Origin of the sequence: Thalassospira sp. UBA1131 (assembly GCF_002311515.1) — a bacterium.
Lineage (GTDB): Bacteria > Pseudomonadota > Alphaproteobacteria > Rhodospirillales > Thalassospiraceae > Thalassospira.
Window position 1 is genome coordinate 3,345 of the sequence record NZ_DCAO01000125.1, and the last position, 6,998, is coordinate 10,342.

The 6,998-nt window shown below is 53.9% G+C and carries 6 protein-coding genes and 1 pseudogene; 2 read left to right on the forward strand and 5 right to left on the reverse strand.

Annotation, left to right across the window (positions count from 1 at the left end; translation table 11 throughout):
• Both B3Z49_RS20845 and B3Z49_RS20850 read left to right on the forward strand, forming a co-directional pair.
• Positions 1-663: pseudogene (locus tag B3Z49_RS20845) on the forward strand (thymidine phosphorylase); the annotation flags it as partial.
• Between the two features lie 200 nt (positions 664-863).
• Complete coding sequence (locus tag B3Z49_RS20850; protein WP_008890742.1) at positions 864-1,628, forward strand: DeoR/GlpR family DNA-binding transcription regulator; 765 nt, start codon at positions 864-866, stop codon at positions 1,626-1,628.
• A gap of 29 nt (positions 1,629-1,657) precedes the next feature.
• On the opposite strand, the gene B3Z49_RS20855 is transcribed toward B3Z49_RS20850, so the two are convergent.
• The 5 genes from B3Z49_RS20855 to B3Z49_RS20875 form a co-directional block, all read right to left on the reverse strand.
• Positions 1,658-2,476: an ABC transporter ATP-binding protein gene (locus B3Z49_RS20855; RefSeq protein WP_296994494.1), complete on the reverse strand. Its 819-nt coding sequence runs from the start codon at positions 2,474-2,476 to the stop codon at positions 1,658-1,660.
• Between the two features lie 135 nt (positions 2,477-2,611).
• A complete protein-coding gene (locus tag B3Z49_RS20860) occupies positions 2,612-3,397 on the reverse strand; it encodes an amino acid ABC transporter ATP-binding protein (RefSeq protein ID WP_040823744.1) in 786 nt (261 codons plus the stop codon).
• A gap of 17 nt (positions 3,398-3,414) precedes the next feature.
• Positions 3,415-4,518 (reverse strand): amino acid ABC transporter permease, encoded by a 1,104-nt coding sequence (locus B3Z49_RS20865; RefSeq protein ID WP_063089713.1) that lies wholly within the window; start codon positions 4,516-4,518, stop codon positions 3,415-3,417.
• Position 4,519: 1 nt separating this feature from the next.
• On the reverse strand, positions 4,520-5,716 hold the full coding sequence (locus B3Z49_RS20870) for an amino acid ABC transporter permease (protein WP_296994499.1): 1,197 nt from the start codon (positions 5,714-5,716) through the stop codon (positions 4,520-4,522).
• 117 nt (positions 5,717-5,833) lie between these two features.
• Complete coding sequence (locus tag B3Z49_RS20875) at positions 5,834-6,856, reverse strand: amino acid ABC transporter substrate-binding protein (RefSeq protein ID WP_063089710.1); 1,023 nt, start codon at positions 6,854-6,856, stop codon at positions 5,834-5,836.
• Positions 6,857-6,998 lie beyond the last annotated feature (142 nt).

Genomic DNA, 6,998 nt, shown 5'->3' on the forward strand with positions numbered 1-6,998 from the left:
GCCACCCGCAACGGTGTTCCCACGGTCGCACTTCTGACGGATATGGAACAGGTGCTGGGTGACACAGTGGGCAATGCACTTGAAATGCAGGAAGCAATAGACTTCCTGACCGGAAAGCACCAGGAACAACGTGTCTATGACGTCACCATGGCGCTGGCGGCAGAAATGCTGACCGTTAGTGGTGTGGCAGCCGATGTTTCCGATGGCCTGCGTATGGCAACAGAGGCGCTTGAAAGCGGCAGGGCCGCCGAGACCTTTGGCAAGATGGTATCAAGTCTTGGTGGTCCTGCGGACTTTGTCGAAAACACCAACAAGTATCTTGAAGCCGCCCCGATGATAAACACGATAACGGCCGCCAGGACCGGCCGTGTTCTTTCGATGGATGCCAGAAAGGTCGGCCTTGCGCTGGTGTCGCTTAAAGGCGGGCGCACGCGGGCGGATCAGAAGATCGACTTTGCGGTCGGCTTTACCGATTTTATCAAAGTCGGACAGCCGGTTTCGGCCGAGACACCAATTTGCCTGGCCCATACCCGTGACGAGGCACAGCTTGAAGAAGCAACCGCCTTGCTGCGTGAAGCGATTGTGATTGGCGAGGGGAATGTCGATCCCACAGGTACCGAACCAGCTGTACGTGAGCGGATCGTGGCACGCAAAAAGGCGTGATAGGCACCAAGTCAAAAGCAAAAAGCCGGGAATGAAACCCGGCTTTTTTGTTTTCTGCGCTTATCGAAGTTCGCCGCCAGCGTTGTGCGTGCATTTGCTTTCGGCGGACAAGGCTTGCCAAATGGCTCAAGAGAAAGCATTTTGATCAGGAATGAAAATTTTCCAATAAAGATGAAAATTGAAAACAGAAGGAGAGAGGCATGGGGAAACTGGATCGGCGTCGTAGAGAGATTTTGGAGCTTGTCGCCTCCAACAGCTTTATGACCATTGATACCCTTGCCGAACATTTTTCTGTTACGCCACAAACCATCCGACGCGACATCAATGAAATGGCCGAGGAAGGCCTGATTGCCCGCTATCACGGGGGGGCGGCCAGTGTCTCGACCACCGAAAATACCGCCTATACCGACCGTCAGGTTCTAAACCTTGGCAGCAAGCGCGAGATCGCAAAGCTGGTGGCGCAACATATCCCCGAAGGCGCGTCTCTGTTTATCAATATCGGAACAACCAACGAAGAAGTCGCACATGCGCTTCTGGGGCATAAAAGCCTTAAGATCATTACCAATAACCTGCATGTTGCAGAAATCTGTGCCGCCAATCAGGGCTTTGAAGTGATCATTGCTGGCGGCGTTGTGCGACAGCGTGACTTCGGTGTCATCGGCGAGGCCACCATTGATTTCATCAACCAGTTCAAGGTTGATTATGCGATTGTCGGGATATCCGGCGTCGATGAAGATGGCAGCTTGATGGATTTTGATTATCGTGAAGTGCGCGTCGCGCGGGCGATTATTTCCAACGCACGCCAAACATTCCTGTGCACGGATGCATCGAAGTTTGGTCGTCGTGCAATGGTGCGCCTGGGACATCTTTCTGAAATCGACGCTCTGTTTACCGATCGTCATCCGGGGCCGGTTTGGGCCGATGTGATCCGCGAAGCCGACGTTTCGGTCTATACAGCCAACTAGTTCCAGCACGGGGCAGGGTGTTTGCGCCGTTAGCTATAGACGTGGTCTTCGCGTTTGCCGGTTCGCATGGTGATCGGGCCCTGTGACGATCCGTTTAGCATCTGGGTCAGATGCGCATTATGTGCGTCATCGATATCTTTGGTTTTACCTGCCCAATAAACTTTGCCGTCATGCATCATCATCAGGTTCTGATAGCGGGTGCGGGCAATGTGCATATCGTTGGTGATTGATATCACCGTGGTCCCGCGTTGTTCTGCAATCTTGCCAATCATGCGTTCGATATGGTTCGACAGAACCGGATCAAGCCCGGCGGTCGGATTGTCCAGCAACAGGATCGCGGGATCGGTGGAAATCGCCCGTGCGACACCAACGCGTTTTTGCATGCCGCCAGACAGATCACTTGGTGTTAAATCCGCACTTTCTGATGCCAGACCGACGAGGCCCAACAGATCTAGGGCACGTTCCCGGGCCTCCTTGCGGCTGAGAGTGCCGGTTTCAATCTGACGAAAGCAGATGTTCTCCCAAACCTTCAGGCTGTCAAACAGGGCATTTTGTTGAAACAGCATGCCAATGCGTTCGGCCCATGCGGCGCGTTTGGGCGCATTGGTTTGACTGACATCATCGCCATCCAACAGGATTTTGCCAGCATCGGCCCCGTAAATCCCAACCAGACATTTCATCAGAACACTTTTGCCTGCGGCAGACGGACCAATAATGGCCATGGTTTCGCCCTTGGGAAGATGCAGGCTGACATCATCAAGGGCAAGCTTGTCGCCAAACCGTTTGCTGAGATTTTCAACCGAGATAAAGGCCGGATGGGTCGCGGAGCTGGTTTCAGGCGTGGTCATTGGCAATCCGGATGATGAACGTGTTGGGCCGAGTTTCGGCAATTGCGCGGGTCTGGGCAAGGATCATTTTTACAAAAATGAAAACGGCCCCGCAAATGGGGGCCGTTTTGCAAAGATCGGGTGTTTGATAGCCGATTAATGCGACAGGATCTGGCTGAGGAACAGCTTTGTACGATCGCTTTTCGGGTTATCAAAGAACTCCTTGGGACCAGCCATTTCGACGATCTGGCCAGCATCCATAAAGATCACACGGTCAGCGACCTCTTTTGCGAAGCCCATCTCGTGGGTCACGCAAAGCATGGTCATACCTTCCTTGGCGAGTTCGACCATCACGTCGAGAACTTCCTTGACCATCTCCGGATCAAGCGCCGAGGTCGGTTCATCAAACAGCATGATTTTCGGCTGCATGCAGAGCGAACGGGCAATCGCCACACGCTGCTGCTGACCGCCGGAAAGCTGACCTGGGAATTTGTGGGCCTGCTCGGCAATTCGCACACGCTCAAGGTAGTGCATGGCCAGTTCGTTGGCTTGCTTCTTGGGCATCTTGCGAACCCAGATCGGGGCCAGCGTCAGGTTTTCCAGCACGGTCATGTGCGGGAAAAGGTTGAAGTGCTGGAACACCATGCAGACTTCGCGGCGCACGGCTTCGATGTTTTTGACATCGTCGCCAAGCAAAATGCCATCGACGTAAACTTCACCGCTTTGATAGGTTTCAAGGCGGTTCAGGGTGCGGATCAGCGTCGATTTACCTGAGCCGGACGGGCCGCAGATAACGATACGCTCACCTTTGCGAACAGACAGGTCAATATCCTGAAGAACATGGAAATTGCCATACCATTTGTTCATCTTGTTGACGGTGATGACATCCTCTTTGGACGGAGGAGGCACAGCGCCGGTAGTGGGTTCAGTTGCTACAGTCATTGTTTTTTCCTCACTCCTTACCTTTGTTCGCCTTTGCGAAGCTCTTTTTCAAGATAGGCGGAATATTTCGCCATCGAGAAACAGATCAGGAAGAATATTGCCGCGGCGAAGGCATAACCTTCGACGTAATATTTGGTCCAGGCCGGGTCACTGCGCAGTGCCAGCTTCACCGTGCCAAGGAAGTCAAACAGGCCGATGATCACGACCAGTGTGGTGTCCTTGAACATGGAGATAAAGCTGTTGACGGTCGGCGGGATCACCAGACGCAGTGCCTGCGGCAAAATGATCAGACGCATCGACTGCCAATAAGACAGCGCAAGACTGTCACCAGCCTCAAACTGACCACGCGGAACGGCCTGCAGACCACCACGGAATACCTCGGCGAGGTAGGCGGCGGTAAACAGGATAATACCGATCTGCGCGCGCAGCAGCTTGTCGATGGTAACACCATCGGGCAGGAACAGCGGGAACATGACCGATGCCATGAACAGAACCGTAATCAGCGGCACACCACGAATGACTTCGATGTAGACCACGGAAACGGTTTTGATGGCCGGCATGTGCGACTGACGACCAAGTGCCAGCAGCAGCCCGAACGGGAAGGCAAAGATCACACCGATCGAGGACAGGATCAGGGTCAGCGGCAGGCCACCCCAATAGCTGTTCTGGACATAGGTAAGGCCGAACACACCACCCCACATGAGGATGGCAATAATCGGCACACCAATAACCCACATCGGGATGATTGCCTTGCGCAGGCTCGGATACTTAACCGCACCCAGACTGCCGCAAATGATGCCCATAAGAAGGATCATGGCAAGAAGCGGCCGCCACTGTTCTTCAAACGGGTAGGTGCCAAACAGGATCAGTCGTAAATTGGCATTAACGAACCCCCAGCAGGCACCTGTCGCTTCCGCGCAGGCCTCAATTGATGGCGCCAACGTCGCATTGATGATGGCCCACTCGACGATTGGCGGGATCAGCCAAACGAGGAATGCAATCGAACCAAGGGTCAGGAGGGTGTTGAACCATCCATCAAACAGGTTCTTTTTCGACCATGCCACGGCACGCTCGGAAAAGGTGCCGGTCGGAAGAGGAGGTAATTTTGCGTTTTCTGACATGTTACCTCTCCACCAGTGTCATTTTCTTGTTGAACCAGTTCATAAAGAGCGAGGTCAACAAGGACAAACCAAGATAGATCGACATGAAGATCGAGATGGCCTCGATCGCCTGACCTGTCTGGTTCATGGTCGTGTTGGAAACAGAAACCAGATCCGGATAACCGACGGCAACAGCCAATGAGCTGTTCTTGGTCAGGTTAAGGTACTGGTTGGTCAGTGGCGGGATCGCGACACGCATGGATTGCGGCAGGATCACCTTGCGAAGCGCAATAGAACGGCGAATGCCCAAACTGTCGGCAGCTTCCCACTGGCCATTCGGAACAGCCTGAATGCCGGAGCGAACAACCTCGGCAACATAGGTCGAGGTGTAAACCGTAAGCCCGATCAGAACCGCCATGAATTCAGGCGAAATGTTGTAGCCACCCTGAATGTTAAAGCCTTTGAGGGCCGGCATGCTCATGTCGGTCGGTGCGCCACCTGCCAGATAGGCTGCCAGAACGAGACCGACGAAAATACCGATCCCGGCAAGAAGCATCGGGAAGGGCTGACCTGTGGCGTCCTGGCGTTTCTTGGCCCATTTCTTGACGAAATAGATCACAACGCAGGCAATCACGGCCGCAATGGTCATAAGGGTATAGGCGTTATCAGGTTCCGGCACCGGCAAATACATACCGCGCGACGTCAGCAAAACACCGGGCAGAGGCTCCAGCGCGTCGCGTGGATGCGGGAAAGCGCTTGGAATAAGTGCGTACCAGAAGAACAGTTGCAACAGGACCGGAATGTTCCGGAACGTTTCAACATATACAGTCGCAAGTTTGCGAACGATCCAGTTCGAGGACAGGCGCGCGATGCCAAAGATTGTCCCGATAATCGTACACAAAATGATCCCAAGTAGTGACACCTTCACAGTGTTCAGAAGACCGACCATCAACGCCGTCGCATAGTCGCTTTGGGCGCTGTAATCGATCATGGTTTCACTGATCTCGAAGGAAGCTTCAAGATCAAGGAACCCGTAACCGGTTGAGATGTTCTGTTGTTCAAGGTTGTACAAGGTGTTGGACACCAGGTACCAGCCCGCAAGAACGATCAGTCCAATTGCGACGACTTGATAAAGCACCGCACGGACGTTTTCGTCATTGAGATAATCAACGAGGCCCTTGGAACGAACATCCCCCGGGGCATTTTGAGGCTTACTCATATGACCCTCAGGTGTAGATTGTATCCAAAATCAGCAAGCACCTAACGAAAAGCTCCGCCCATGCGTTCAGGCAGTGGGGCGGAGCTTCGTAGGTTTAGGCAGTCGGTTTGCTAGCGATTAGCGAACTGGCCATGCATACTGCAGGCCACCATCGGTCCACAGAGCGTTCAGACCGCGCTCAAGACCGAGCTTGGCGGTAACGTTTTTCTCATAGCTTTCGCCATAGTTACCGACCTGCTTGATGATGTTGTATGCCCAAGCTTCGTCAAGACCAAGAGCTTCACCCATGCCCGGTGAAACGCCAAGAAGACGCTGGATACCCGGGTTGGTGCTGTTTGCTTTCATGTCGTCAACATTTTCCATGGTGACGCCATACTCTTCTGCTTCAACCATTGCAGCAAAAGCCCAGCGAACGATGTCCGACCACTGTTCGTCGCCTTGGGCGACAACCGGGCCGAGCGGCTCTTTGGAGATGATTTCCGGAAGGATCACATAGTCAGCCGGATTTTCTGCCATCTGGGTACGGATGGAAGCAAGACCCGAAGCATCGGTGGTGTAAACGTCGCAACGACCAGAGAAGAAGGCAGCGGTTGCTTCGTTGATGTTCTCGATAACGACCGGCTCGAAGGACATGCCCTTGGCGCGGAAGTAGTCAGCGAGGTTCAGCTCGGTCGTGGTGCCCGGCTCAACGCAGACGGTCGCACCGTCAAGCTCGGTTGCGCTGGAAACGCCGAGAGCTTTCGGGATCAGGAAGCCCTGACCGTCATAGTAGTTGATGCCGACAAAGGTCAGACCCAGTTTCGCATCACGGGTGGTGGTTGCAGTGGTGTTACGCGACAGGATGTCGATTTCACCGGATTGCAGAGCCGTGAAGCGCTGTGCTGCGGTCAGCGGGGTGTATTGAACAGCGTTCGCGTCGCCAAGAAGTGCAGCAGCGGTTGCGCGGCAGACGTCAACGTCAATACCTTCCCATTTACCTTCGGCATTGGCAGCGGAGAAACCCGGAAGGCCGGTGTTCACGCCGCACTGAACGAAACCTTTGGCCTTGATGCCGTCAAGCACGGCACCTGCCTGTGCGTTCTGCGCGGCAACGGCTGCAACGGTCATTGCGCCAGCGGCAAGGATCGTCTGGATTTTCATAAGATAGCTCCCTTGTTAGCAAAGCATTGTTTTTAGCTTTTGTGCCACCCTGGATATGCACAGCCGCATATCCATCTGTCCGAAGAAGATCGAACCGCCAAATTAAGAAATTTTAGGCCGCCTTGTGTCAAGTGTGAAAAAA

What these genes read in the sequence shown, in the direction of transcription:
- B3Z49_RS20850 (WP_008890742.1), top strand. Translation starts at nt 864, where the DNA reads ATGGGGAAACTGGATCGGCGTCGTAGAGAGATTTTGGAGCTTGTCGCC.
- B3Z49_RS20855 (WP_296994494.1), bottom strand. Translation starts at nt 2,476, where the DNA reads ATGACCACGCCTGAAACCAGCTCCGCGACCCATCCGGCCTTTATCTCG.
- B3Z49_RS20860 (WP_040823744.1), bottom strand. Translation starts at nt 3,397, where the DNA reads ATGACTGTAGCAACTGAACCCACTACCGGCGCTGTGCCTCCTCCGTCC.
- B3Z49_RS20865 (WP_063089713.1), bottom strand. Translation starts at nt 4,518, where the DNA reads ATGTCAGAAAACGCAAAATTACCTCCTCTTCCGACCGGCACCTTTTCC.
- B3Z49_RS20870 (WP_296994499.1), bottom strand. Translation starts at nt 5,716, where the DNA reads ATGAGTAAGCCTCAAAATGCCCCGGGGGATGTTCGTTCCAAGGGCCTC.
- B3Z49_RS20875 (WP_063089710.1), bottom strand. Translation starts at nt 6,856, where the DNA reads ATGAAAATCCAGACGATCCTTGCCGCTGGCGCAATGACCGTTGCAGCC.